The organism is Zongyangia acetica (genome assembly GCF_038739695.1).
In the GTDB taxonomy this organism is placed as follows: domain Bacteria; phylum Bacillota; class Clostridia; order Oscillospirales; family Ruminococcaceae; genus Zongyangia; species Zongyangia gallinarum.
This window is the reverse complement of the sequence record NZ_JBBEWN010000003.1, coordinates 172,197-197,488: the sequence shown is the minus strand read 5'-3', so window position 1 is coordinate 197,488 and position 25,292 is coordinate 172,197. Positions and strand designations below refer to the sequence as shown.

24 protein-coding genes and 1 other annotated feature are annotated in these 25,292 nt (G+C 46.5%); of the genes, 12 read left to right on the top strand and 12 right to left on the bottom strand.

The genetic code is table 11. The features are described from left to right. Window positions 1-36: 36 nt before the first annotated feature. Complete coding sequence (gene rlmH, locus WGC32_RS04210; protein ID WP_342680833.1) at window positions 37-510, top strand: 23S rRNA (pseudouridine(1915)-N(3))-methyltransferase RlmH; 474 nt, start codon at window positions 37-39, stop codon at window positions 508-510. Between the two features lie 28 nt (window positions 511-538). On the opposite strand, the gene WGC32_RS04205 is transcribed toward rlmH, so the two are convergent. From WGC32_RS04205 to WGC32_RS04195, 3 genes are read right to left on the bottom strand one after another with little or no spacing between them, the layout of a single operon-like run. After that, window positions 539-1,474, bottom strand: a complete 936-nt coding sequence (locus WGC32_RS04205) for a hypothetical protein (RefSeq protein WP_342680780.1) — start codon at window positions 1,472-1,474, stop codon at window positions 539-541. A 19-nt stretch (window positions 1,475-1,493) separates the two neighbouring features. Beyond that, window positions 1,494-1,790: a Dabb family protein gene (locus tag WGC32_RS04200; protein WP_191483032.1), complete on the bottom strand. Its 297-nt coding sequence runs from the start codon at window positions 1,788-1,790 to the stop codon at window positions 1,494-1,496. 32 nt (window positions 1,791-1,822) lie between these two features. Further along, complete coding sequence (locus WGC32_RS04195; RefSeq protein ID WP_342680779.1) at window positions 1,823-3,358, bottom strand: YifB family Mg chelatase-like AAA ATPase; 1,536 nt, start codon at window positions 3,356-3,358, stop codon at window positions 1,823-1,825. Between the two features lie 275 nt (window positions 3,359-3,633). Here WGC32_RS04195 and WGC32_RS04190 point away from each other — a divergent pair, with 275 nt between their 5' ends. The 7 genes from WGC32_RS04190 to WGC32_RS04160 all read left to right on the top strand — a co-directional run bounded on the left by WGC32_RS04190 (window position 3,634) and on the right by WGC32_RS04160 (window position 11,005). Then, the gene (locus tag WGC32_RS04190; protein ID WP_342680778.1) at window positions 3,634-5,349 is read left to right on the top strand and encodes a phospho-sugar mutase; all 1,716 of its coding nucleotides are present in this window, start codon (window positions 3,634-3,636) and stop codon (window positions 5,347-5,349) included. A 214-nt stretch (window positions 5,350-5,563) separates the two neighbouring features. After that, entirely contained in the window at window positions 5,564-5,767 is a 204-nt protein-coding gene (gene rpmE, locus WGC32_RS04185) for a 50S ribosomal protein L31 (RefSeq protein WP_191483029.1), read from the top strand. An 82-nt stretch (window positions 5,768-5,849) separates the two neighbouring features. Further along, window positions 5,850-6,476, top strand: a complete 627-nt coding sequence (locus tag WGC32_RS04180) for a YigZ family protein (RefSeq protein ID WP_342680777.1) — start codon at window positions 5,850-5,852, stop codon at window positions 6,474-6,476. Between the two features lie 178 nt (window positions 6,477-6,654). After that, complete coding sequence (locus tag WGC32_RS04175) at window positions 6,655-7,653, top strand: deoxyguanosinetriphosphate triphosphohydrolase (protein ID WP_342680776.1); 999 nt, start codon at window positions 6,655-6,657, stop codon at window positions 7,651-7,653. A gap of 27 nt (window positions 7,654-7,680) precedes the next feature. Beyond that, the gene (gene dnaG, locus WGC32_RS04170; RefSeq protein WP_191510678.1) at window positions 7,681-9,432 is read left to right on the top strand and encodes a DNA primase; all 1,752 of its coding nucleotides are present in this window, start codon (window positions 7,681-7,683) and stop codon (window positions 9,430-9,432) included. A gap of 11 nt (window positions 9,433-9,443) precedes the next feature. Then, window positions 9,444-10,526, top strand: coding sequence for an RNA polymerase sigma factor RpoD (gene rpoD, locus WGC32_RS04165; RefSeq protein ID WP_191482196.1), 1,083 nt, complete (start codon window positions 9,444-9,446; stop codon window positions 10,524-10,526). A gap of 68 nt (window positions 10,527-10,594) precedes the next feature. Beyond that, the gene (locus WGC32_RS04160) at window positions 10,595-11,005 is read left to right on the top strand and encodes an Rrf2 family transcriptional regulator (protein ID WP_191482197.1); all 411 of its coding nucleotides are present in this window, start codon (window positions 10,595-10,597) and stop codon (window positions 11,003-11,005) included. A gap of 86 nt (window positions 11,006-11,091) precedes the next feature. On the opposite strand, the gene WGC32_RS04155 is transcribed toward WGC32_RS04160, so the two are convergent. The 7 genes from WGC32_RS04155 to WGC32_RS04125 all read right to left on the bottom strand — a co-directional run bounded on the left by WGC32_RS04155 (window position 11,092) and on the right by WGC32_RS04125 (window position 17,121). Then, window positions 11,092-12,759, bottom strand: coding sequence for an AMP-binding protein (locus WGC32_RS04155; RefSeq protein WP_462933616.1), 1,668 nt, complete (start codon window positions 12,757-12,759; stop codon window positions 11,092-11,094). A 29-nt stretch (window positions 12,760-12,788) separates the two neighbouring features. After that, entirely contained in the window at window positions 12,789-13,340 is a 552-nt protein-coding gene (locus tag WGC32_RS04150; protein ID WP_191482199.1) for a cupin domain-containing protein, read from the bottom strand. Between the two features lie 61 nt (window positions 13,341-13,401). Then, window positions 13,402-13,649: a binding site (T-box leader), on the bottom strand. 108 nt (window positions 13,650-13,757) lie between these two features. After that, window positions 13,758-13,997, bottom strand: a complete 240-nt coding sequence (locus WGC32_RS04145; RefSeq protein WP_191510654.1) for a cation transporter — start codon at window positions 13,995-13,997, stop codon at window positions 13,758-13,760. Between the two features lie 84 nt (window positions 13,998-14,081). Next, a complete protein-coding gene (locus WGC32_RS04140) occupies window positions 14,082-14,849 on the bottom strand; it encodes an ABC transporter permease subunit (protein WP_342680775.1) in 768 nt (255 codons plus the stop codon). Beyond that, window positions 14,846-15,763, bottom strand: a complete 918-nt coding sequence (locus WGC32_RS04135) for an ATP-binding cassette domain-containing protein (RefSeq protein WP_191482202.1) — start codon at window positions 15,761-15,763, stop codon at window positions 14,846-14,848. The genes WGC32_RS04140 and WGC32_RS04135 overlap by 4 nt, the downstream gene beginning before the upstream one ends. Continuing rightward, the gene (locus WGC32_RS04130; protein ID WP_191510630.1) at window positions 15,763-15,963 is read right to left on the bottom strand and encodes a PLDc N-terminal domain-containing protein; all 201 of its coding nucleotides are present in this window, start codon (window positions 15,961-15,963) and stop codon (window positions 15,763-15,765) included. Before WGC32_RS04130 ends, WGC32_RS04135 begins: the two co-directional genes overlap by 1 nt. Before the next feature lie 30 nt (window positions 15,964-15,993). Next, window positions 15,994-17,121 (bottom strand): helix-turn-helix domain-containing protein, encoded by a 1,128-nt coding sequence (locus WGC32_RS04125; RefSeq protein ID WP_342680774.1) that lies wholly within the window; start codon window positions 17,119-17,121, stop codon window positions 15,994-15,996. A 472-nt stretch (window positions 17,122-17,593) separates the two neighbouring features. Here WGC32_RS04125 and WGC32_RS04120 point away from each other — a divergent pair, with 472 nt between their 5' ends. Next, a complete protein-coding gene (locus WGC32_RS04120) occupies window positions 17,594-21,316 on the top strand; it encodes a GDSL-type esterase/lipase family protein (RefSeq protein WP_342680773.1) in 3,723 nt (1,240 codons plus the stop codon). Window positions 21,317-21,417: 101 nt separating this feature from the next. On the opposite strand, the gene WGC32_RS04115 is transcribed toward WGC32_RS04120, so the two are convergent. Next, on the bottom strand, window positions 21,418-22,041 hold the full coding sequence (locus WGC32_RS04115; protein WP_342680772.1) for a flavodoxin family protein: 624 nt from the start codon (window positions 22,039-22,041) through the stop codon (window positions 21,418-21,420). 40 nt (window positions 22,042-22,081) lie between these two features. Beyond that, complete coding sequence (locus WGC32_RS04110; protein ID WP_342680771.1) at window positions 22,082-22,747, bottom strand: nucleotidyltransferase domain-containing protein; 666 nt, start codon at window positions 22,745-22,747, stop codon at window positions 22,082-22,084. A gap of 182 nt (window positions 22,748-22,929) precedes the next feature. On the opposite strand from WGC32_RS04110, the gene WGC32_RS04105 reads away from it, so the two are divergent. The 3 genes from WGC32_RS04105 (at window position 22,930) to WGC32_RS04095 (ending at window position 25,229) form a co-directional block, all read left to right on the top strand. Then, window positions 22,930-24,084: an aldo/keto reductase gene (locus tag WGC32_RS04105; RefSeq protein WP_342680770.1), complete on the top strand. Its 1,155-nt coding sequence runs from the start codon at window positions 22,930-22,932 to the stop codon at window positions 24,082-24,084. A 184-nt stretch (window positions 24,085-24,268) separates the two neighbouring features. Further along, complete coding sequence (locus WGC32_RS04100) at window positions 24,269-24,604, top strand: TfoX/Sxy family protein (protein ID WP_342680769.1); 336 nt, start codon at window positions 24,269-24,271, stop codon at window positions 24,602-24,604. Then, window positions 24,594-25,229 (top strand): GyrI-like domain-containing protein, encoded by a 636-nt coding sequence (locus WGC32_RS04095; RefSeq protein ID WP_342680768.1) that lies wholly within the window; start codon window positions 24,594-24,596, stop codon window positions 25,227-25,229. Before WGC32_RS04100 ends, WGC32_RS04095 begins: the two co-directional genes overlap by 11 nt. The last annotated feature ends 63 nt before the right edge of the window (window positions 25,230-25,292 follow it).

Here is a 25,292-nt window from a genome sequence, read left to right as displayed (position 1 = left end):
TTTCTGGTTGAAGAAAGGAAGAGATACTTGCTCAGCGTGGAAATATTGTGTGTAGGAAGGCTCAAAGAAAGGTATTGGACAGAAGCGGTAGCAGAATATACAAAGCGCCTCCAATCCTTTTGTAAGCTGCGCATTACGGAAATTCCGGAATGCAGGGTGGGGGATCGGCCTACTGGGGGAGAAATTGAAAAAGTGCTGGAAACGGAAGGAAACGCCATCCTTCAAAAAATCTCTCCGAGCGCCTATGTGATCCCAATGTGTATCGAGGGAAAATCTTTATCTTCCGAAAAGTTGGCGGAAACATTGCAGAACGTAGCAATCGGTGGAAAAAGTCAGGTTTGCTTTGTCATTGGCGGATCCTTTGGCCTGTCAGATGCGGTGAAACGCCGCGGGGATTTGCGGCTTTCTGTGTCAGCTATGACATTTCCTCATCAACTGTTTCGCATTATGCTGTTAGAGCAAATATATCGGGCTTTTTCCATCAATGCCCATACCCAATATCACAAATAAAAGGGACCGGAAATTTCCGGTCCCTTTTTTAGCTAATCTGGGTTTCTCCTTTGCTAAAAAGTTCAGGATGGGAAGAGAGACTACCGTCTGGCTGCAAACTATAAGCGTCAAAGATACGCTCGTAATGATAGCCATAGGTGTCATCCGCCCTCAGAAGGACAGATACCATATCGTCAGTCTGGACATCAAGATTTTCTTTTACAGGAATTTCCAGAGAGACTCCCATGAGCATTTCCTCTGTTACCTGGATGGGATATACCTTGGCATCGCTTCCATTGACCTGAATAACAAGCTCCGCCTTTTCCACCTGATTGTCGCCGTAAGGATCTGGCAGATACATAAAAACTTCAAAGCTGCCATCCAGTGTCAACTGTTGATGAACTGGATCAAATTCTGTACTGCCCCAATAGCTGGCACTTTCCAGAGTAAGGAGATACTCTCCCTGCAGGTTGTAAAATTCGCCGATGGTCTGGGTCTGCTTTTCGTCGCCCTGTTGGAGCACCCCCATCACCACTAAATTCTCACAAAGGGGAATCTGACCTTCCGCAGTGAATACCAGCCCCAGATCGGAATCCTGTTGCGCTTTTGGCACAACTTCCTGCTGTTGGCCATCATACATGAGGAGGAATGTAACCTGAGCGGCCTCTTTCGCGGATTTGGGGATTGCAGTCATGGAAATATTTAGCTTTTTGCTTTCGCGGTCATAATTGCCGGTTTCACAGCTGGAATAGGAAAAAATATGGCTTTGCTCCTTTAGGGAAGCCTCGATATTACCGATACCGCTGTCAATACTGCTTTGAAGGTTTCTTTGCATTTCGGAAATGTTAGTTTGCAGATTTTGTATTTCGGAACGCAATCGGTGGGTCTGCCCTAACAGAAGGCAGATGACCACAATGCCAAGCACAGCAGCTCCGGCAAATACAGAAATCAAAATGTAGTATCGCTTTTTCTTATTTTCGTCCATAAAGCCTCCTTTTGCTGGATTATACCTCAAAATCCACAACAACCCGGTCACAGATAACCTGGTGGACGAACTCTTTGACAGCCAAATGGGCCGGATGGGTTTGATATCCATCCAGCGCCTCTTTGGAGGTGAGTTCGCTGTATAAACACAGGTCGTATCCCTTGGGATTAAAATTGACCCCTACCTGGGCCTTGAGCAAGCCGGGTACAATTCCAACCAGCGCCTCTAGTTTTTCCTTGATAATTTGGCCATTTTGGGCTTTGTTGCCACCAGCGGCCTCTTCTTTAAGATTCCAAAATACAATGTGTTTGACCATAAGCGGCCTCCTTTTTATTTATGAAGATATCATTATAAAACGCTGTGCTGCCAATACTTGCGGTCCAGACTGCGGTATTGTACCGCCTCGGCAATATGGGGCGCATCAATGACTTCTGCTCCTTCTAAATCGGCAATGGTGCGGGCAACTTTGAGAATCCGGTCATAAGCCCGGGCAGAAAGGCCCATGGAGTCAAAGGCCGCTTTCAGAATGATATTGCCTTTATCGGAGATCGGGCACATCGTAGAGAGCAGCCCGCTGGTAATCCGGGCGTTGGAGGTAATCCCGGTTCCTTCAAAGCGCTGTAGCTGAATTTCACGCGCTTTTTCCACCCTGGCACGGATAGCGGCAGACGGCTCTGCTTTTTCAGAGGAAGACAGGTGCTCATATTCTACCGGCATGACATCCACGTGGAGATCAATGCGATCCAGCAGAGGGCCAGAAACCTTGGAAAGATAGTGGGCAACAGCCTTAGAAGAACAGGTACAGGGCCGGGTAGGATGGCCGTAATAGCCGCAAGGACAGGGATTCATGGCGGCAACCACCATGATAGAGCAAGGGTAGCTCATTTGTCCTGCCGCCCGGGAGATGGTGACCATATGGTCCTCCATAGGCTGGCGAAGCACCTCCAGGACACTGCGGTTAAATTCGGGCAGTTCATCCAAAAACAAAACGCCGTTATGGGCCAGAGAAATTTCACCGGGAGCCAGGTTGTAGCCCCCTCCAGCTAACCCAACAGCAGATACGGTGTGGTGCGGGGCCCGAAAGGGTCGAGTCCGGATCAGAGAATTGCCTTCCCCCAACTGTCCACAAATCGAATAAATTTTGGTGGTCTCGATGGCCTCATCAAATGTCATCGGGGGCAGGATAGAGGGCAGACGTTTGGCCAGCATACTCTTCCCAGAACCGGGAGGACCGATCAAGATCATATTATGAGCGCCGGCCGCCGCGATTTCCATAGCGCGCTTTGCTTCGGCTTGCCCCTTGACGTCACGAAAATCCAGCGTTGGAAGAGCTGACTCGGCAGAAAAGGGAGGAGAGATCAGAGGCTGTATCGGGGCTTCTCCGGAAAAATGCCGGATTAAATCGGTGAAATGGGATACAGGATAGACCGCGATCCCTTTTACCACTGCGGCTTCGGCTCCATTTTGAGCCGGGACAAAAACGCCAGAAAAGCCTTCTTCTTTGGCCTTGAGAACCATGGGAAGCACACCACTGACATGGCGAACTTCGCCGGAAAGGGACAGCTCTCCTAAAAAGGCAAAGGAATCGGTGGGGAAACTGATTTGGCCAGAACCCTGTAATATTGCAATCATGATCGGCAGATCATAGAGCGGGCCGGATTTGCGAATATCCGCGGGGGCAAGATTGACAGTAATCCGGCTGACAGGCAGGGTATAGCCGCAGTTTTTGATAGCGGCCTTGACCCGGTCTTTAGACTCCTTGACAGCTGTGTCAGGAAGGCCGACAATATCAAAGCTGGGAAGACCGGTGGCGATGTCTACCTCCACAGCGACCACAACCGAATGTATTCCATACACTGCAAGACTGGATATTTTGCAGAACATCTATATCGCCACCTTTTGGCCAATTTTTAGAAATATTATAACATAGTTCGACAATGGAAGAAAGTATGAGAGGGAAAAATCCTTCGCCGTTTTTTATTGGATCATAATAAAAAATAGTATATTTATTTTGGATTATTGTAGAAAACAACATAAAAATAGGGGATTTTTAGTCAAATTGTTCTTCGATTTGTATTGAAACTGCATACGAGCTATAGTAAAATAGAAGGGTAAATAGTGTGAGAAAATCACAATTCAAAGAAAATGGGTGATGTAAGATGACAGAGATGCAGAAATATCAGCTTTGGTGCGACAAAAATCTGGAAGACAAAGATGTAGTGGCAGATTTGGAGCAGATTAAGGGCAATCAAGAGGAGATATACGACCGTTTTTACAGGGAGCTTGAATTCGGTACAGCAGGACTCCGGGGTGTCCTAGGCGCAGGCACCAATCGAATGAATATTTATACAGTCCGCAAGGCCACCCAGGGGTTTGCCAATTATCTGATTAAAAACAATAAATCCAAGGGAATCGCCATCGCTTACGATTCCCGCATCAAATCGGATGTCTTTGCCAAAGAGGCGGCCTGTGTTCTGGCGGCCAACGGTATTAAGGTATATTTATATAAAGAATTGATGCCCACACCGGCCCTTTCCTTTGCGGTGCGTGATTTGCATTGTGACGCAGGTATTGTTGTTACCGCCAGCCACAATCCGGCAAAGTATAACGGCTATAAGGTATATGGCAGTGACGGTTGCCAGCTAGATGTAGAGGATGCCAATCAGGTGTTGGCGGAGATCGTCAAGCTGGATATCTTCTCGGATATCAAACTCATTGGCTTTGAAAGCGCAATGTCTACCAACCTCATCGAATACATAGGTGAAGATTTGATTGACCGGTTTATCGAGGCGGTAAAGGCCCAGGAAATTGTGCCAGGGGCATGTGGGAAGGCAAACCTCAAAGTAGTATATACTCCTCTGAATGGCGCCGGAAACCGTTGTGTCAGGGAGATCCTCAAACGGATTGGGGTCAGCGATGTGACTGTTGTCAAGAGCCAGGAAATGCCCGATGGCAATTTCCCCACCTGCCCCTATCCTAATCCAGAGATCCGGGAGGCTCTAAATGAGGGACTCAAAGTCTGCGAAGAGGTAGGACCGGATTTACTGTTGGCCACTGACCCTGACTGTGACCGTGTAGGTATTGCAGTCAAAGATGGGGATGACTATCGCCTCTTTACCGGCAACGAAGTAGGCGCCCTCCTGCTGGAGTTTATCTGTAAAGTGCGTACTGCAAACGGAACAATGCCGAAAAATCCTATTGCGGTCAAGAGCTTTGTAAGTACCTCCATTGTGGAAAAGATTGCGGCAGAGTATGGCGTGCAGGTCATTAATGTACTCACCGGTTTTAAATATATTGGACAGCAGATTTTGGCATTGGAGAAAAAGTGCGAGCAAGATCGGTTTATCCTCGGATTTGAAGAGAGTTACGGTTACCTTTCTGGAAGCTATGTTCGGGATAAAGATGCTGTCAACGGTTCTATGCTCATCTGTGAAATGGCCGCATATTACAAGCTTCAAGGCATGACACTGGTAGATGCGGTGAACAAGCTTTATGACAAGTACGGCAAATACCTGCATAAGATCGGTAACTTCGCTTGTGAAGGTGCTGCCGGCATGGAACGGATGAAACAGATCATGGCGGATCTTCGGGCCAATGTACCGGCAGAAATCGGAGGCTATGAAGTAGTTTGGTTCTCTGATTACGCAAGCTCGGTGAAGAAAAATTTGAAGACCGGCGAAGAAGTGGAGATTACACTGCCCAAATCTGATGTATTGGCCTATGACTTAACCGATAATCTGGGAGTCATTGTCCGGCCGTCGGGAACAGAACCGAAGATTAAGGTTTATTACACCGCTGTAGGCAGTACCTGGGAAGAAGCCGAGGAGAAACAAGCAAAAATGGCGGCGGATATGAACAAAATGATGGGATTTTAATATGGCAGACCTTTAATAAAAGCGGCCGCAAAGTTGCGGCCGCTTTTATTAAGAATAAAGAGGAGGGTCGATATCTCCGAAGTTTCATGCAATAAGAGAAAATCAAAGGGGAAAAACGAAAAAAATAAGAGGATATCCATAAAAAGTCTTGCATTTTGTTCCGAGTTATGATAACATTCTATTGTTAGCGTGAGTAGTGAAAGAGGTGACTCAGATGAAAAAAGGAATCCATCCGGATTACCAGCCGACAACAATTAAATGTGCTTGCGGTGAGGTCATTGAGACCCGCTCTACCAAAAAGGACATCCGCGTTGAAATTTGTTCCAAGTGTCATCCATTCTTCACCGGTAGACAGAAACTCGTAGATACCGGCGGACGTGTTGACAGATTCAAAAAACGTTTTGGTATGGACAAATAAGCAATTTTATATTTGCGAAACGCAGGCGGTGCATGCTATGTGCACCGCCTTTGTTGTGTGCCGGGGAAGGAGAGTCTCAACCATGAAGGACTATGTTACCCTGAATCAGCGGGCCCAGGATGAATTTGTAGAGCGGAAATCCCGCTTTATTGGGACGGCGGCGCCGGTATCTACGCAGGAGGAAGCTATCGCTTTTATTGATGAAATGCGCTCGAAATATTGGGATGCCACACACAATGTTTATGCCTATATCCTCCGAGATGGAACTAAACGGTACAGCGATGATGGAGAGCCTCAAGGAACAGCCGGTGTCCCAGTGCTGGACGTGTTACAGAAAGAAGGGCTCACCGATCTGTGCGTGGTGGTGACCCGGTATTTTGGCGGCATTCTTTTGGGAGCTGGAGGCCTAGTGCGCGCCTACTCCCATGGGGCCAAAATCGCGGTAGATGCTGCAGGAATAAAACCTATGAGTGTCTGCAAGGTCTATGAGCTAGAGATGGATTACAGCCAATATGGAAAGATTACCTACCTGCTGCCAAAATTCCACGCAGTGACCCTGGAATCCGACTTTGGCGTTGTGGTTAAAATGAGGGTCATGATGCGGGCTGTTTATGCAAGCCAGTTTCAGCGGGAATTAGAAGAACTCACCAGTGCAACCGTATTCCCCTACGAGATAGAGGAGGTTTGGGACTGTATTCCAGAAAAGTAAACCCCATGAATTTTTATATTTTTTTGGGGAATCAGAAGGAATTTAGACATAATTTTAGAATAATATAGTAGAAGGATTTCCTCGCGTTTTTGGGTGCAGGAATCGTTGGCCTCTGAAATGCCTGGCTAAGTAAGAAATTAGGAAAAAAGGAACTTTTGCTCGGGGAGGTTGTGCAGCAATGACCATTAGGGAACAGACGGAAGCACTGGAACGACAGACACTCTCCAAACGCGCTGCCCTTGCCTGTGAGTCACAGGGCAGGGATATCCCCATTGAGGAATGTCCTCTCAGAACCTGCTATCAGCGGGACAGAGACCGGATTATCCACTGCAAATCATTCCGGCGCCTTAAGCATAAGACCCAGGTTTTTTTGGCCCCTCAAGGGGATCATTACCGCACCCGTCTCACCCACACCCTGGAGGTAGCCCAGATAGCTAGAACGATTGCCAGAGGATTGCGGCTCAATGAGGACTTGACCGAGGCGGTGGCAATGGGCCACGATTTGGGCCATACTCCCTTTGGTCATGCCGGGGAACGGGCGCTCAATGAAATTTGTCCCTACGGATACAAGCACTACCTGCAAAGCGTGCGGATTGTAGAGCGGCTGGAGAAGGACGGAAAAGGGCTTAACCTGACCAAAGAGGTCCGGGACGGCATCGCTTGCCATACTACTGGCCCCGTGGCAAAGACATTGGAGGGACAGATTGTCCGCTACGCCGACCGGATTGCTTATATCAACCATGACATTGAGGATGCCATCCGGGCTGGGGTGATGGAGGAGGCGGATATCCCCGACCACATCCATCAGGTACTTGGAGACACCAAATCCAAGAGAATTACGACCCTTGTTTCCTCGGTCATTAACAACAGCACCGATGAAATTCGGATGGATGATGAAATCTTTGCGGCATATCAGGAAATTCATCATTTTATGTTTGAAAAGGTTTATACCAACCCTCTGCCCAAGGGAGAAGAGGGAAAGGCACAGGATATCATTATCAAGATCTACGAGTATTTTATTCAGCATCCAGAGCAGCTGCCTGATGAATATAAAGTGATTTTGGAACAGGAAGATGTGCACCGCGCTGTCTGTGATTATGTGTCTGGTATGAGCGATTACTATGCAATTCACATTTTCTCAAAGATCTTTATTCCACAGGGGTGGAGTAAATACTAACATCTGCGCAAAGGAGGGGAAAACCGATTGATTCCGGATTCATTTATACAGGAGCTCAAGTACAACAGTGATATTGAGCAGGTGATCTCCTCCTATGTGAACCTGAAACGCCGGGGCAGGAATCTGGTGGGCCTCTGTCCTTTTCACAGTGAAAAGACCCCATCCTTCACAGTTTATCCAGATAGTCAGTCCTTCTACTGTTTTGGATGCGGTGCCGGCGGAGATGTTATCACCTTTATCAAGAAGATTGAAAATTTAGAATATGTAGAAGCCCTTCGATTTCTGGCAAAGCGGGCCAACATGCAGATGCCGGAGGATGTAGAGGGGGACAAAACAGCAAGGCTTCGCACCCGTATTTTGGAGCTCAACCGGAAGCTGGCGCGTTTTTTCCACGAGCAGCTCATTGCTCCTTCGGGACGGAAGGCTCTCAGCTATCTGAGGGGGAGAGGCATTACCGATAAAATAATTCGCCACTTTGGGCTGGGTTTTGCCCCGCCGGGGTGGGATAACGCCCGGAATTTTCTGCGGCAAGAGGGGTTTACTTATGAAGAAATGCTTGCTGCAGCCGTTGTAGTGCGAGGAAGAAACGATTCGGTATATGACCAATTCCGGGATCGGGTAATTTTCCCAATCATCGATATTCGGGGCAATGTCATCGCCTTCGGAGCGAGAACGATGGAAGGGAGCGGTCCCAAATATCTCAATTCCTCAGATACCATTGCCTATAAAAAGAGCAGAAACCTGTTTGCGTTAAATTTTGCTAAATCCAGCAAGCAGGACTGCTTGATTTTAGCGGAAGGATATATGGATGTCATCGCCCTCCACCAAGCTGGATTTGACAATGCGGTGGCCACCTTGGGAACGGCGCTGACACCGGAACAGACCCGGTTGATTTCTCAATATACAAACAGCGTTGTCATCGCTTATGACTCAGATGGAGCAGGACAAGCCGCCACCAAACGGGCGATCAATATGTTTTCTGATGTAGGAGTCCACGTCAAGGTACTCACGATTCGCGATGCAAAGGATCCAGACGAGTTTATCAAAAAGTTTGGTGCCAAACGTTTTAAGATGTTAATGGACGGCTCATCAAATGCCATTGAGTTTGAGCTTTCTAAAATAGGCAGTCGATATGACTTGGAGACAGACGATGGAAAAGTGGGCTATCTAAAGGAGGCAGCAAATCTGTTGGCTTCGATTTACAATCCCATCGAACGGGATGTGTATGCTTCCAAGACAGCTCATGATCTGGGAATTTCCAAAGACGCGTTTTTGCTTCAGATAAAATCTGTCATAAAACGAAGGCAGCAAAAGGAAAAAAGAAAGGATACGCTGAAGATTGCCGCGGCAGAACCAGTAGGTGCTCCACCTGATCCTGAACGGAGTAGGAACTTGAAAGCAGCGGTGATTGAAGAGCGGATTTTAGCAATTCTATTAAAAAATCCTGATTATTTTATGGACATTTCGCATAAACTGAAGGAAGAAGACTTTGTGACCCAATCGAACCGTAAGATTTATGCGGTTCTTGCTGAAAGGCTGCAAGAACAAAAGGCCATTGACCTTGGCTATTTAGGCGCCTTTTTTGATGAAGGTGAAATGGCCAGGATTACGGGCCTTATGGTGTCCATTGCAGGAATGAATTTTTCCCTGGCAGACTTGGAGGAATATATCAGTTCCTTACAGTCGGTCCGGGATGAAAAAAAGCCACAGGATGTGGCTGGGATGAGCAACGAAGAGACGATAGAATATTTGAAGCGTCTTGCGGCTAAGAAAAAATAGGGGGTAAAAATTTGGGCACACAGGATAAGAAAACAGTACTAAAAGAACTGCTGGATTTGGGAAAGAGCAAAGGAAAGCTCTCCTCCAAGGACATTCACGACGCTCTGGACGATCTGGATTTTGATGTGGAGCAGGTGGAGAAGCTTTACGACACCTTGGAAGCCAACAATGTGGAAATTGTTGATGACTTTACGCCAGAGGCAGATCCAGTATTTGAATCCACCGAGCCGGAGGATCTGGAAAATGCCCTTTCTACCGAGGGAATCAACATTGACGATCCGGTAAAGGTGTATCTGAAAGAAATCGGACGGGTTCCTCTGCTGACCTCAGAAGAGGAAATCGATCTTGCCACCCGGATGTCTCAAGGAGATCCCTACGCACGCAAACGGTTGAGCGAAGCAAACCTGCGGCTGGTGGTCAGCATTGCAAAACGCTATGTGGGACGCGGCATGCAGTTCTTGGATCTGATCCAAGAAGGTAACCTGGGACTCATTAAGGCCGTAGAAAAATTTGACCATACCAAAGGATTTAAGTTTTCTACCTATGCGACTTGGTGGATTCGTCAGGCCATTACACGTGCCATCGCTGACCAGGCGAGAACCATCCGGATTCCGGTGCATATGGTGGAAACCATCAACAAGGTGAAAAAGGTGAGCAGCCAGTTGCTCCATCGCAATGGTCATGAGCCAACAGCGGAGGAGATTTCCGTAGAGCTTGACATGCCGGTAGATAAGGTGCGGGAAATTATGCGGGTAGCCCAAGAGCCGGTTTCTCTGGAAACGCCAATCGGTGAAGAAGAAGACAGCCATCTGGGTGACTTCATTCAGGATGACGACGCGCCTGCTCCGGCGGAAGTGGCGTCTCATACCCTGTTAAAAGAGCAGCTTAGCGATGTTTTACAGACCCTAACCCCCAGAGAGGCCAAGGTGCTCCGTTTGCGTTTTGGTCTGGAAGACGGTCGCTCCCGCACCCTGGAAGAGGTAGGCAAGGAGTTTAACGTGACCAGGGAACGCATCCGTCAGATTGAAGCCAAAGCTCTGCGTAAACTGCGCCATCCAAGCCGCAGCAAAAAGCTCAAGGATTTCCTGGATTAGCCATTTGACAAAAATCCACTATTATAGTATATTTAATTTGAAGTTTAAGCTGAATGGAGGGAAGGGCCGTGCATATTACGCTGGAATCCGATTATGCCACGCGGATTGCCTATTGCTTGGCAAAAGCGCCAGGCCGGATGGATGCGAAGAGCATATCCGAGGAGACGGGGGTTACCCTGCGCTTTTCCCTGAAAATTTTGCGCAAGCTGGTGGCAAGCGGTATTGTCAAGTCTTTTAAAGGGACCCAGGGTGGATACGAATTGGCTCGAGATCCCAAAGACATTTCTCTTTGTGAAATCATCGAGACGGTGGAAGGGCCGCTCCTCATCAACCGATGTATCGGAGAGGATTTTGTTTGTACCCGGAAAAAGACAAAACCCTGCCAGTTTCAATGTACTTTTCGGGAGATTAGCCAAATGGTGATTGATCGCCTGCAAGAAAAGACGTTGGATCAGTATTTGGACGATGATGGTATTTAACCTTACATAGGCAGAGAGGCCGGACCTAATAGGTCCGGCCTCTTTATGACAAAAAACCGGCTGTAAAAAGCCGGTTTTTTATTTGTTTATTTATTTGCGTCGGCATGTCGGATTTGTGCCCGGCGGATTTTTCCGCCTAAGGTTTTGGGCAGCTCATCCACAAACTCAATAATGCGGGGATATTTATAGGGAGCGGTAGTGTGTTTGACGTGGTTTTGCAGCTCCTTAATAAGCTCTGGACTGGGGGTATAGCCCTTAGCCAACACTACGGTAGCCTTGACGACCTGTCCGCGGATGGGATCGGGCGCGCCGGTGATGGCACATTCTACCACCGCAGGATGCTCGATCAGGGCGCTTTCTACTTCAAAGGGTCCAACGCGGTAACCGGAACATTTGATAACATCATCGCTGCGTCCGACAAACCAATAGTAACCTTCGCTGTCCCGCCAAGCAACGTCGTGGAGGTTATAGCACTCTCCGCCCAGTGCTTCATCTGTCTGAACTTTGTCCTGATAATAGCCCCGGAACAGGCCTACAGGGGGATGCTCCTTAACGCCAAAGATGCAGATTTCTCCTTCTTCACCGTCTTCACATTCCTTGCCTTCAGCGTTGATAAGCCGGATATCGTAGATGGGAGAAGGCTTGCCGGTAGAACCGGGCTTGGGCTCAAACCAGGGGAAATTGGCGAGAAGAACTGTACTTTCGCTCTGACCAAAGCCTTCTGTCATTTTGACGCCGGTAAGATCATACCACTTACGCCAGATCTCTGGGTTAAGGGGTTCTCCAGCGTTACAGCAGGTTTCGATTGAGGAAAGGTCAAACTTGCTGACATCCTCCTGTAGCATGAAACGGAACATGGTGGGAGGGGCGCAGAAGGTGGTTACCTTGTACTTTTCCAGCTTTTCCAAAAGCTTTAAGGGGACGAATTTTTCCATATCATAGGCAAAGATAACAGCGCCGCAGCACCACTGGCCGTAAATTTTGCCCCAGCCAAACTTAGCCCAGCCAGAATCGGAAACACTCATATGCAGCTTGTTTTCCTGTACCCGCTGCCAGTATTTTGCGGTTACTATATGTCCCAGAGGATGGATGAAATTATGCTGTACCATCTTGGGCATACTGGTAGTACCGGAGGTAAAGTAGATCAGCATGATATCATCGTTGTCATTGGCTTCTTCTCCGGTAGGACGGTCAAACTCGGTAGGATATTTCGCGATTTCTTCATCAAAGGTCAGCCAGCCGGGACGCTTTCCGCCGGCAACTGCACAACATTTGATGGAGGGGGATTCCTTCATAGCGCCCTCGACCTGCTCAATGACATAGTCGTCATCGATACACACCATCATGGAAATTTGTGCGGCGTTGGCCCGATAGATCAAGTCTTTCTTGGCGAGCTGGAGGTTACCGGGAATGAGGATGGCGCCAATTTTGTGCAGCGCGACGGCGGCGATCCAGTATTCCCACCGGCGGCGGAGGATCAGCATGACAACACTGCCCTTTTTGATGCCACAGTCTTTGAAAAAGTGGGCTGCCTGGTTGGACAGTTTACGGATATCCTCAAAGGTGAATATTTTTTCGTTGTCGTGATCGTCGCACCAGACCAGTGCCTTTTTATTTTTGTCCTCTTTGGCCCAGGCATCGACAACATCAAAACCAAAATTAAAGTGATCGGGAATATTGACGCGATAGTTTTGCTTAAAATCTTCATAGGAATCGAATTCCTGCCGAGGCAGGAAACGGTCTAACACGGACATTGTTATCATCTCCTTGTAATTTTGCCTGCTTATTCCGCAATCACCGTTAGGAAGGTGGCAGGCTCATTACCTGCACAGGACTGCCCATGAGGATATTGGGGATTAAAGTAGACGGTATCACCAGCATTTAAAATGATTTCCTGATTGTCGAAGGTGAGTTTGACGCTGCCTTCTAGTACCATGTTGAATTCCTGACCGCTGTGGGTGACCAGATCTGCAGGAGCCTGAGAGGGGTCCAGAGTAACCAGCAGAGGCTGCATCACCTTGCGGGCATAGCGATAGGCAAGATCTTTAAAATGATAACCGGGATATCGGTCAGCTGTGATACCCTTACCGGCCCGAACAACGTGATATGTGGTCAATTTTCCGGATTCACCGGAGAGAAGTTCATTAAAATCTACACCGAATTTGTTGGCAATCTGAAAGATAATGTTGATCGGGATGTTATAGCCATCCTTTTCATAGCCTAAATATGTGTTGACGTCAATCCCCAATTCTTTGGCCAGTTGCTCCGGTGTATAGTCACATACTTCCCGTAGCTCCCGCAAACGGGCCGCCAGCTCATGGAGTTTTTCTTCCATCTTCAACGCATCCTTTCTGTTGAAAAAATGAATGATATAAAATAAAAAATCCGCCCTAATTGCTTAGGGCGGATTATATATCCGTGGTACCACCTAAATTCAGAAAAAATTCTGCACTCATTACATGCAGGCAGACGCCGACATGCTTTCCTTATAACGGGGGATCACCGCTGAAGCCTACCGAGAAAATATTCCTTTCAGTCCAGTGCTCAAAGGCGACATTCCATATTGCTCTCACGAAGATTTACAGCAACCATCTTCTCTCTGGGCTTTAAGCAAATATGTACTCTTCCTCATCAACGCATTATCATATTGTCCTATATTATAATGCGCCATTTAGCAAAAGTCAACAGTTTTTGGATAAATACGGCGAAAAGGAAAGCCGTCCAGTACTGGACGGCTGAGGTTGAGGCTATGCTAACGGGTATGAATATCGCTGGCGTCGGCAGCAATTTGATATCCCATTTTATTCAGGCGGTTTTCTATGAGATCGTAAGAAACACCGCTGCTGTCATAGTCGATGGCAACAAGATGAGAATCGAGGCTGACACTGACAGAATGGACGCCGTGCATCTGGTCGAGACCTCGTTTCACATCCTTAAGATCATGCTTGTCGTCTACGTTTTCAATAATAAAATAGGCACTTTCCTGCGGCATATCATCACCTCGTTTTTATTATTTCCCTAAAAGACAAAAATTTTACGTTTTTTATCAGGGAATCATTGAGGAAGAATGATATTTTTATAACTGTTTTTTTGAAAAATTTACGATAGCGCCAACAATACACAGCACTGTGAGAAGCAAAGTGACAACACAAGCGCTTATCATTTCGTCAACTCCAATGCCCGAGAGCAGGGAGATGTTGCCGGAACCCAAAGTAATAGGATTGTAGGGCGCTGCCTGAGGAAAGATGCCAATCAAGAGCAAAAAACCTAGGATACCAGCAGTGAGAAGAATACCGCCATATCCGCCTCCAATGAGGGTGCTGCAAAATAGAAGCAAAGCTATGATAAAGATTCCTAAAAGCCAAAGGCAAAAAAACGAAAAGAAAAGGTGAGACGGCGCATGTTTCCCAAAGAGAATGAGGGTATAAATCCATGTCCCTACTGCAGACAAAACATAGCAGAAACTCCATAAAAGGCCGGAGGCAGTGAATTTGGCGAGAATGACCGTGGGCCGAGCAAGACCTTTGGACAACATATTGATCAGAGTTCCCCGCTGCATTTCTTGGGATATAGAGCCATTGAGAAGAATTAGCAGGACAATAATGCCAATTTGCGTTATGTTTTTAAAAAACTGGGCATAGGCATCCATCCAGGTGGGGGAGGGAATATTGATGGTGAGTTCGAGACCATCCATAGGGATTAATTTCAGGAGTTCTGGCATGATTTTTGCTAAGGCGGGACTCACTAACCCGAAAAGTAGCAGGACAATAAAGAGAATCAGCGCCTTAAAAGTCCGGATTTGCTCTTTAAATTCTTTCCCCATAAAAGCAAGATAACCACTCATTTGACCACCTCCAGAAAGAGATTTTCTAAAGAAGGCTCTAGAAGTTCAAATTTGATCAGGGAGAACCCTTCTTCCAGGAGCAACCTAAGAATTGCCTGTTTTGATTCTTCTGCACCGGTGAAGCGGACTATTACATCCCGCTCTTGTTTTGTGCAGCCTTTTATTCCAGAAAGTGCGGATAGCCTCTGGATCAGCAGATCGTTTTGGGAGGAATCAGCCAGGGAGATGAGGACCCGATCTTGTCGATAGGAATTCTTGATTTCTTCCAGCTTTCCCTCCAAGACCAGGTGGCCGTTATCGAGAACGCCAATAGTATCACATATTCTTTCCACATCGGAAAGAATATGGGTGGAAAACAAAATAGTGGTTTTTTCCTTAGCGATCGACAGAATGTCCAGAATTTCCTTGCGGCCGATGGGATCCAGGGCAGAGGTAGGCTCGTCACAGATTAACAGCCTGGGCTCTCCCAATAGAGCCTGTGCAATGCCAAGACGTTGATTCATTCCCCGGGAAAATCCTCGAATACGACGGCTGATACCATCTAGTCCGACAAGGTGAAGCAGTTCTCTGGAACGTCGATCAATTTGATCTCCTGTCAGTCCGGAAATTTTTCCACAGAGACCGAGATATTCTTTGGGAGTCATATATGGATAGAAGTGAGGAACATCGGGAAGATAGCCGATGTAACGGTTGGCTTTTGGACTGCCTGCCGTTACCCTTTCTCCGCAGACGCATATCTCACCGCTATCCATTTTAAGAAAGCCTAAAATCATCTTCATGGTAGTGGTTTTTCCCGCGCCATTTTTTCCAATAAAGCCAAAAACATGGTGCTCTGATACAGAAAAACTGAGATCTTTGATGACCTTTGTGTTGCCAAACTGCTTATATACATGAGAGAGGGTGAGAATGTCCATTATGAGTCCTCCCTTCCGATGACAAAATACAGGATAGGACCAAGAATTTGGAGAAATAGTACAACCAAAATCCAGATTACCCGGTTTCCACAGCGATAGTTGGGATGTCTGAGTAAATGGATTAGAGCAGTAATCATAAGAATCAACTCTAAGACGATCACAGGGATAAGAAGGGGAAGATAAGTTATAAGATTTTCCATAGTTTACTCCTTTCAACTGAGCGGTAATCGTTACTGTTTCTGTGCGCTTTTCAACCGTGAAAGACGCTCTTGCATAGCCAGAAAGCGGGGGTGATCTCGTAAAACGGAAAACTCGGGAACCACTTCTAGACTACTAGCAAGGCTTTGACGAATTGAGATTTCATCACGAGGTAGTGCGTCACCTAAACTTAGAGAGGAGAAATATCCGTCTAGTTGATCGAAAAAATCGTTACCTTTGAGATGAAGAGGAAAAGTTTGGGGAGAGAGAGCTATATCGGTATATTCCTCCAGAATATCCAAACATTTTTCCCAGTTTGCCTGCTTGGCATAGGATATAGAAAGGGGAAGAAGAAAGGAAAGTAGGAGGATAGGATGCAAATGGATCAAATCAAAGGCATCGGATGCCATTTGACCAATTCGGCGGCATTGTTCCACCTTTGTCGGCTCATCGATATAAAGTATGGACATATTGGGGAGAATATTAAATAACAGCACTACCCCATAATAAAGAGAGACTTGGAGCACTTCCTTGGCTTTGGCGTTATTCCCCTTCATTTTGTAGGCCTGGGAAAGAAGAAGTTGCGGTGAAATATTGATTTCCTTTCTGTTTTCCAGAAGACGAATGGTACTATCAGGTTCTCCGAGGGTGAGATAGCAGTAGGCCTGCATTTCTAGTGCTTGGCTAGCCAAATGGTGATCGCTTCCGTGCTTCTCGATGCGCTGGAACAAACCAAGTGCCTCTTGAAGGAGTTCATGAGGTTGAGAGGGGGATGAGGCAAGTTGGTGGTAGTTAATGATCCATTGCCCCATAAGAAGAAGCAATTCCCAACAAGAGGAATATTTTTTACAATATTCCCTACATTCTGCGAGTGCCTTATCAAAATGACCCTGGTTTGCTAATTGACACAAATGAAGGTAATGATTTCGTATTTTTTCTTGGTCCAATTGGGGTTCATATCCCAAAAGACAATCAACGCTTATATTAAAGTAAGAAGCTATGACAGGCAGAAGCGTTATATCTGGGTAGCTTTGCCCGGATTCCCACTTGGACACCGCCGGTTTTGATATTCCCAAATATTCTGCCAATTCTTCCTGAGTGAGTCCTAGCTCCTTGCGCTTAGCATAGATGATTTTTCCGATGGAAAGTTCTTTCAACATGCTCACCTCTCTTTGCTTCATTATAGGCGGCGACTGCTGGTAAAATCAATAGAATAAAAGTAGACTTATAGAAAAAAAGATAATAGATGGTTAACTTTTTTAAAAGTAACGATTCAAATTTTTTATTTTTTCTTCTGGCAAAATTGGAGAATTTACTTTGAGAAATTTGGAAAGATCGTGATAAAACTTGTACTGACATTTTGAAGGACAAAGTTGATAAAAAATTATAATTAAAAATTAGCAAAGAAAGAAAAAGAAAAAACATAGAAAAATAGAGCAAATTTTACTTTTTAAGGAAATAAAAACATATAAAACTCGCAAATTAACAGGACATCTTTATGCAGAAAGAGCGGGTTATCCATACAAGTTAATATGGATAAGGGAATTTGTATAAAAAGTAAATGAGTGATATAATACAGAAAAATCGTTTTTTTAAAGTGATCGTTTTTGAAAAGGAATGAGGGGAAGAAATATGTTGAGAAGAAGAACGCAAAGAGGGCAGCACCGCAAAACATACAGGGTATTGACACTGTTTTTTGCGGTGCTGTTTTCTTTGACCAGCATTCTACCGGGAGGGGTGTTGTCGGCAAGTGCCGCTTCTGAAGCCCCAGAAGGCTGGACGGGGAACTACACCTTGGACGGTAATGCTGTGATAGTTAACAACCCTGGTTTTACAAATAATTTTGTAGTTTCCAGTGCGTCTTCTACAGCCTTTTCTTATGAGGCAGTTATGTCTTATCAAGAGGAAAGTGTACAGGGCGCAGGCCTACTTTTTGGCGTTGGGGATAAAACAAACCCGTCTCAATATTGGGGTGGCGTGCATATTAATGATCAGGAAGTCCGTCTGTTTTTTGAACAGGATGCGCAGAATCTTGATATTACAAAAGCCGTACCTGGCGGTGTAAATCCTTCGAGTGTCCATATTAAGTTGACGGTGGACCGATATAAGAATTTTTGCGTTTATGTCAACGATATGGTTACTCCGGTTATTTCCACCCAATATGCGAACTTTAAAGGTGGAAATGTAGGACTGATGGCGTTTAATACAGCGGCAAAATTCACAGATATTCTTTTTGAAGATCTTTCTACTTCCACAGGGAATGGCCTTTCAAATTTTAAGGGAGGTATATTCACTGAAGGTGATGGGACGATTACCCTAGGAAATCCTGGTTCGGCAGACAATGTAGTAGTATCCGATACATATGCAAAAGCGTTTGTTTTTGAAGCAGATATGACTGTGTCTGAATCTACTACAAATGCCGAAGCCGGCTTATTGTTTGGGGTGAAAAACAGGGACAACCCTGGCAATCAGTGGTGCTGCATGAAGATCAGGGAAGAGGGTCTGTGGGCCTTTAATCTGGCCGACTACACTGATCCGGAAGGTTTACTCATTGATCTTCCCATCTCCGATCCCGATTATACCTTAAAGGGGACCAATCATCTGAAGCTGGTTGCAGATGTCAATGGGAATTTGGAGTTTTATGTTAACGACATGGAAAATCCCGTAACTACGAAAAGTTATCCACGCTATGTGGGGGGATATGTCGGCTTTACCAGCTTTGCGACAGAAGCGACCTTTTCCAATATTCAGTTTACCGATACAACCCCGAAAACCTTCAACACCAATCTCTCTGGATGGGAAAATGCCAACAGCACTTGGCAGGAGGTAGATACTGGTTATCAGGGTACCAGCCTCAATGGAGATGGCTTTTCTACAGCGGCACAGTCGGTGGACGGCGACTTTACTCTGGAAGCAGATGTGACGATCGAAAGCGGTACAGCTTTGGGATTGGTATTCCGTGCGCAGGGCGCGAATGTTGCTACTGACGGCAGTTATGTCGTGAACTGTGATCTCGTTTCCCAATGCTTTAAGTTTTTCCGCTTCCCTGGATATGAAATGTCCACCATTTCGATTAAGACTTTTGAGGAAGTGGGACTGTACCCAGAACAGGGTAAGACCTATCACATGCGTCTTGATGTGCAAGACAACAAGGCCACCATGTACTTTGATGATCATCTGATTTTTGACGATATTCCTGATGTCAATACTGATAATTATTATACATCAGGCCGAGTTGGCGTCATGGCCTTTAATGCCGTCGCCAATTTCCAAAATGTATATCTGCGGATCGGCTCCTCCGCAAATGAGATGACAAACTTTACTCTGGAGCCTCATTCCGCAACCCTGGTGGAGGGAGACCAGCTTTATTATATTGTTCCGGCAGGAACCGATGTCACCCAATTAGCGCCTACATTTACCATTCCGGATACCGCAACGGTGGATAAGTCTTCGGGCAGTGTTCAGGATTTCTCCAGCCCTGTAGTTTACACTGTAAAGGCAGCCAACGGAGACGAACGGCCCTATACAGTTACCGTATATAAGGAAGAGGAAATTACCGATGCGGATAGAAATGCAGCGTCTGGGATTTCGGATCGAATCGCCGATCTTCCTGAAAGCCTGACTGCAGAGGATAAGGCTACGGTTGATCAGCTGAAAGAGGATTATGATAACCTGACACCTCTTCAAAAGATGCTGGTAGAGGGAGTAGACCGCCTGAACGAAGCAGTTGAGCGGATAGAGGAATTGACACGTCCGCTGCGTATCACCTGTGTAGGAGACTCTATCACTCAGGGTGTAGGATCTTCCAACGAAAACCTCTATTCCTATCCAGCACAGCTCCAGAAGATTTTGGGCGATGGCTATCAGGTGAAAAATGCGGGCGTTAGCGGCTCCAATGTGACCAAGGGAAAAGGCTATCCTTATTGGACCACCACTCGTTATCAGGAAGGTAAAGACTTTGCTCCGGATATCGCTATCATCATGATCGGCACCAATGACGCTCTGAATGATTATGTCTGGAATCCCAGCAATCCTGCGGAGTCAACTGCGCTGTTTAAACAAGACTACACAACGCTGATTGAAGAATATAAGGCTCTTGAGAGCAATCCAAAGATTTTTATGGTTCTTCCTATGCGCAGCTATCAGACAGAGGGTAGGCAGGAGAACCTAGAAAATTACATTATTCCGGCTCTCAAGGAAATTGCAGAGGAACAGGATCTGCAGGTCATTGATATGAACGCCTTTACCACCGGGCATCCGGATTGGTTCCCCGATGGTCTGCATCCCAATGACGGAGCTTATGCCATCATTGCAGAAGAATTTGCAAAATATATCCGCGGTTACGCCAGCGCAGATTTGGCATCGATTTCTCTGGATGGCAATCCCATCGCCGACTTCGATCCGGATACGCTGACCTATGAGGTACAGGTGCCGGCAGAAGACGAAATTCCCGAATTGACAGCACAGGCCTCTCATCAAGATGCATCGGTTACCATTGGTGATCCTGTAGATACCCTGCCGGGTTCTGTGGACATTACGGTAACTTCCGGCGACGGCCGCACTACCAAGACCTATACAGTAACCTTTGTGGAAGCAGTACAAACCTTGGATGAGGCAAAAGCCGCTGTGGAAGCGGCACTGGCTCAGATGACTGTCAGCAACAATACCACCGCTGAAGACATTATGGCGGTAGTAGCAGCTGCTATAGAAAATGAGGCGATCACTGCCCAGTGGACAAAGGAATTTACAATGCAGCAGGCTACAGAGGAGGCCGCAGGACAAATTGATGGCGTCATTACTCTGTATCTTGGCAACGATTCGGTAGACATTACCATAGACAAAGAGATTGCAAAGCTTCCTGTGCAGCCGCAGACATTGGCTGAGGCAAAAGCAGCAGCAGAAGAAGCCTTGGCACAGATAGTTCCGTCTAACGATACCACAGCGGAGCAGATCATGGCAGTTGTAGAAGGAGTCATTACCAACAATGAAATTTCAGCTGCTTGGTCGGAGGAATTTGTAAAGGTGAATGCTACAGTCGGAAATCCAGGCTCCATTACAGGAGTGATTACCTTATCTCTGGATGGTGAGACCCCGGTAGACATTGTAATCGAGTGGGAGATCCCAGCTCTTGAGGTTGAGCCTCAGCCATCGTTGCCCGATCACCCATCGATTCCCGGTGGCAGCGACAGCGATTGGGAGTGGCCGACTGGTTCCGACACAGAGAGCGGTACAGACGCAGTACCCGAGAAGACCAATCCGCAGTCTGGTGACAGCACCCAGTTGATGGCAGCGCTGATTTTGATGGCTGTGTCTGCTGGAGCGGCTTTACATATTGGAGGAAAGAAGAAGAGATAAGAAGACGCGGAGGCCGTGGCAAAATGCCACGGCCTCGCTCGTTGCATATAAATTCTAAAAAAGCGCTCTGTAGATATCTACAGAGCGCTTTTTTAGAAATATTACCGGATAAAATTGGTGGCGACACGGGGTTCTGCCTCTGGGAGGGACACATTTGCTTTTTTACCGGCCTCTATACACCGGAGAAGCCAAGCCATATTCCTGCCAAGGGTACGCATAATTTGCATACCCTCCAGATCCTGCCGTACCTCGTCAGGAGTATTGCCATGCACCATATTCCAGTACTGGGAGGAAACTACGGGCATCTGAGAGATGGTAAAATATTTATTAAGTTCATCAAAAGAGGCGGTTGTTCCCGCACGCCGGGCGCTGACAACCGCTGCCGCTGGCTTGTAAACAAAGTTTTTGCTGCCAGCATAAAAAATACGGTCGAGTAGGGCAATGAGCGCGCCGTTGGCAGAGGCATAATATACGGGAGAACCGACAATAAAACCGTCAGCTTCTGCGGCTTTATCAATGACCAAATTGACAATGCCGTCATCAAAGATACAATGACCGGTAGTCCGACATCGTCTGCAGCCAATACATCCGCGGACAGGCTGCGTACCGATCTGTAGGATTTCCGTTTGGATTCCCTGTGTTTCGAGCTCTTTTGCCACTTCAGAGAGTGCGGTAAAGGTACATCCTTTGGCATGCGGACTTCCGTTAAGCAGTAAGACTTTCATCGTATTTTCCTCCTCTTCATAAACTATGAAAGACTACATGTTATATTTGCATCTGTTTGGAACCCCAATGAATTAGCATCTCATATGCATGGTCGATTTCTTCCTGGGTCCGTGAGGGCAGTGTATGACGATGGATACACAACGAGAGCATTTCCCGGTCAAGGCCATCAAGCAAAGGGAAAAGTTTCTCTTTGGTAGAGACATACCGGCCAAAGAGAAGAAAATAGTGAGCCTGCAAGAGAAAAAAGATACCTTTACAGAGCCCCGGGAGGCTTTCGGAGGGAAGAGGGTCAAAGAGATAACTGTGGCATGCAGCATGATAGAGATTGGCGGCGCCGACACGAAGGGCATCAGCGGCGTATTGATCTACATCTCCCACAATCTCTTCCAGAGAACCGTAATATGCTCGGGTATCGTGGACAAATTGGAAGAGATCATAGGATGGCCAGTGCTGGATTTCTGCTTTCCCACTGATAAAGCCACAAGCAAGTTTGGAGTGGGGCATATGTTGTATTATATCCCGGTAAAGAGAAAGATCCTGGAAAGACAGGGTATCCAGCAGGACGACTACATCAATATCGCTGTCCGCTGTAGCTTCTCCCCGTTGATAGCTACCCTGTAGCCCCACAAATAAGAGACGTTGACCAAATTGCCGCTTTAACTTTTCCGTTAGGTCTTTCATCCAATCTTCAATGGATAATTGCATCTCAAACGCCTCCGTCAGCTAGAATAGAAACTAAGTATAGTATATAATATTGATAGAAAATTGTCGATAAAATAAGGTGGGTTATACTCATCGAAAATAGAGCCTACTGTATGGCTTGCCGCCTTGTGCTCTCTCTGGCCTTTTGCTATAATGAAATTATCAAGTTGGGGAGGAGAAGCGCTATGAATTACCGCATGCTGGGGAATACAGGAATCAAGGTATCCGAAATAGGATATGGAGGAGAATATCTTGAGGGAAAAAACGCTGCCATTGTAGTAAAATCTATTCAAAAAGCGTTGGACGCTGGTGTCAATATCATCGATATTTTTATGTCGGAGCCCAATGTCAGGACCAATATCGGGCGTGCGATTGCTGGTAGACGGGATCAGGTCATCATCCAGGGACATTTTCGTGCTATTTGGAAGAACAACCAGTATGCGCGGACATTGAATATTGACGAGGTAAAGTTTTTCTTTGAAGATCTGCTGCATCGGCTGAATACAGACTATATTGACATTGGCATGTTGCATATGATCGACAATTTTGATGATTACAAAGCGGTTTTTGAGGGTGAAATCTATCAGTATGCTCTTTCTCTAAAAGAAAAAGGGGTGATCCGTCACATTGGTCTGAGCAGCCACAACCCCAAAGTGGCCAAGAAAGCGGTAGATGAGGGGCTCATTGATGTACTTCTGTTTAGCCTGAATCCGGCTTATGACCTCATAGAAGACGATGGGGAAAATGGTCCTCTCATGGTGAAAAATGATTTATTTGCAGGAGACAGTTTCTATACTATGAACAAAGACCGCAGTGAGCTTTATCGGGCCTGTGAGGAAAAGGGTGTAGGAATTACGGTAATGAAGAGCCTGGCTGCCGGTGTGCTTCTGGACGAAACCCGGTCACCTTTTGGTAAAGCGCTGACGGTACCTCAGTGTATCCACTATGCGTTGACCCGTCCGGCGGTTGCAAGTGTTCTGGTAGGAATGCAGACCCCTGAAGAGGTTGAAGAGGCCCTACGCTATGAAACCATGCCGGAGGAAGAAAAGAATTACACTGCTGTTTTAGCCGGTACTCCTAAGTTTAGTCTCAACGGACACTGTATGTACTGCAATCATTGCCTGCCCTGCCCCTCCCATATTGATATCGCACAGGTGAACAAATATCTGGATATGGTTTTGGCGGAAGGAAAGCTGTCCCCTACCGTAGCCGAGCACTATAAGAGCCTAACAAAAACAGCAGGGGATTGCATTCAGTGCGGAGCCTGTGAGAAACGATGTCCCTTTGCTGTTCCCATTGTGGAGCGGATGAAGCAGGCGGTATCTTTTTTTGGAAAATAGCCATGATAAAAAGCAGCTTCAGATGAAGCTGCTTTTTGATTTAAACGGGCTATAAATTCAAAATTTTCCGCAACGACTTTTTGTATAAACCTGACATAGTATTGTCAGGAATGGTGTGGTATACTGAGCATAAAACCCGCTAATGCTCGAAAGAAGTCAGCATAGGAAAAAGGGGGGGACTCACATGGCGTCCAGCAAAGAGTTTGTGGAATATGTGGCAGAGCAGCTCAGATGCGCAGGAACAATTTCCTGCCGCCAGATGTTTGGGGAATATGGCTGGTACTGTGATGGGAAATTTTTAGGTGTTATCTGTGATGACCAGCTTTTTGTCAAGATTACGCCGGAAGGGGAGAGAGCATTCCCACATCTTCCGAAAGCACCGCCTTATGAGGGGGCGAAAGACTATTTTTTAGTAGAAGACGTTGATAATAGTGATTTTCTCGCGCAAATTGTGAGAACGATATGGAATTCGCTTCCGGAATCGAAACCAAAGACAAGGAGAAAGTCAGATGGCCTTTGATTATAAGAAGGAATACAAGGAATTCTATCTCCCCCCGAAAAAGCCGCAGATTGTGGAGATTCCAAAGATGAATTTTTTGGCAGTGAGAGGCCAAGGCAATCCCAATGAAGAAGGAGGAGTCTATAAAGATTCCATTGCATTGCTTTACAGCGTGGCGTACACAATTAAGATGAGCAAGATGGGCAGCCATAAAATTGAGGGGTATTTTGATTATGTGGTTCCCCCTTTGGAGGGTTTCTGGTGGCAGGATGATCATATGGCCATAGACTATAGCCAGAAAGAAAACTTTCGATGGATTTCCCTGATCCGATTGCCGGAATTTGTGACTAGGGAAGCATTCGCATGGGCATGTCAAGAAGCGGGGAAGAAAAAAGAAGTTGATTTTTCCAAGGTGGAGTTTTTGACCTATGAAGAAGGGCTTTGTGTCCAGTGCATGCATGTCGGCCCCTATGACAACGAAGCGGATACGATCCTATGTATGGAACAGTTTGCAAGGGAGCAAGGGTACCAGATAGATATCTCTGCAACCAGACATCATCATGAAATTTATTTAAACGATGTGCGCAGATGCAAACCGGAAAATCTAAAGACTGTGATCCGGCACCCCATTAGAAAATTGGACTGAGGATAGCCAAAAGCGGGAAATATATTTTTAGATACCTATTCAAAATAAACGAGCAGGCGAGGA